The 273-nt window shown below is 58.6% G+C and carries 1 pseudogene; it reads right to left on the reverse strand.

Annotation, left to right across the window (positions count from 1 at the left end):
* Positions 1-5 precede the first annotated feature (5 nt).
* Positions 6-273 (reverse strand): annotated as a pseudogene (locus tag ABG80_RS06840) (hypothetical protein); the annotation flags it as partial.

Here is a 273-nt window from a genome sequence, read left to right on the forward strand (position 1 = left end):
GGCGGCTACGCCGCTTTGGGGCGATTCGCATGCGAAACGGCGTAGCCCTTTCCATGCAGATAGCGATAGAACAGCTCGACATACGGCAGCTCATCGAGCGGCTCATCGGTCAGCTCTTCCGGCACCTCGACACCTCTGAAGCACCCAGCAGAACCAAGAAGGCGTTTCCCCTTGAGCGTCTGAAAGGCATGCCATGTATCGGCAACCGGCTGATCGCTGAACTTGACGGCGTACTTGAAAACCTCCATGAACCCCTCGGCGGGATCTCCAACG

Origin of the sequence: Aquabacterium parvum (genome assembly GCF_001447195.1) — a bacterium.
Classification (GTDB): Bacteria; Pseudomonadota; Gammaproteobacteria; order Burkholderiales; family Burkholderiaceae_C; genus Aquabacterium; species Aquabacterium parvum.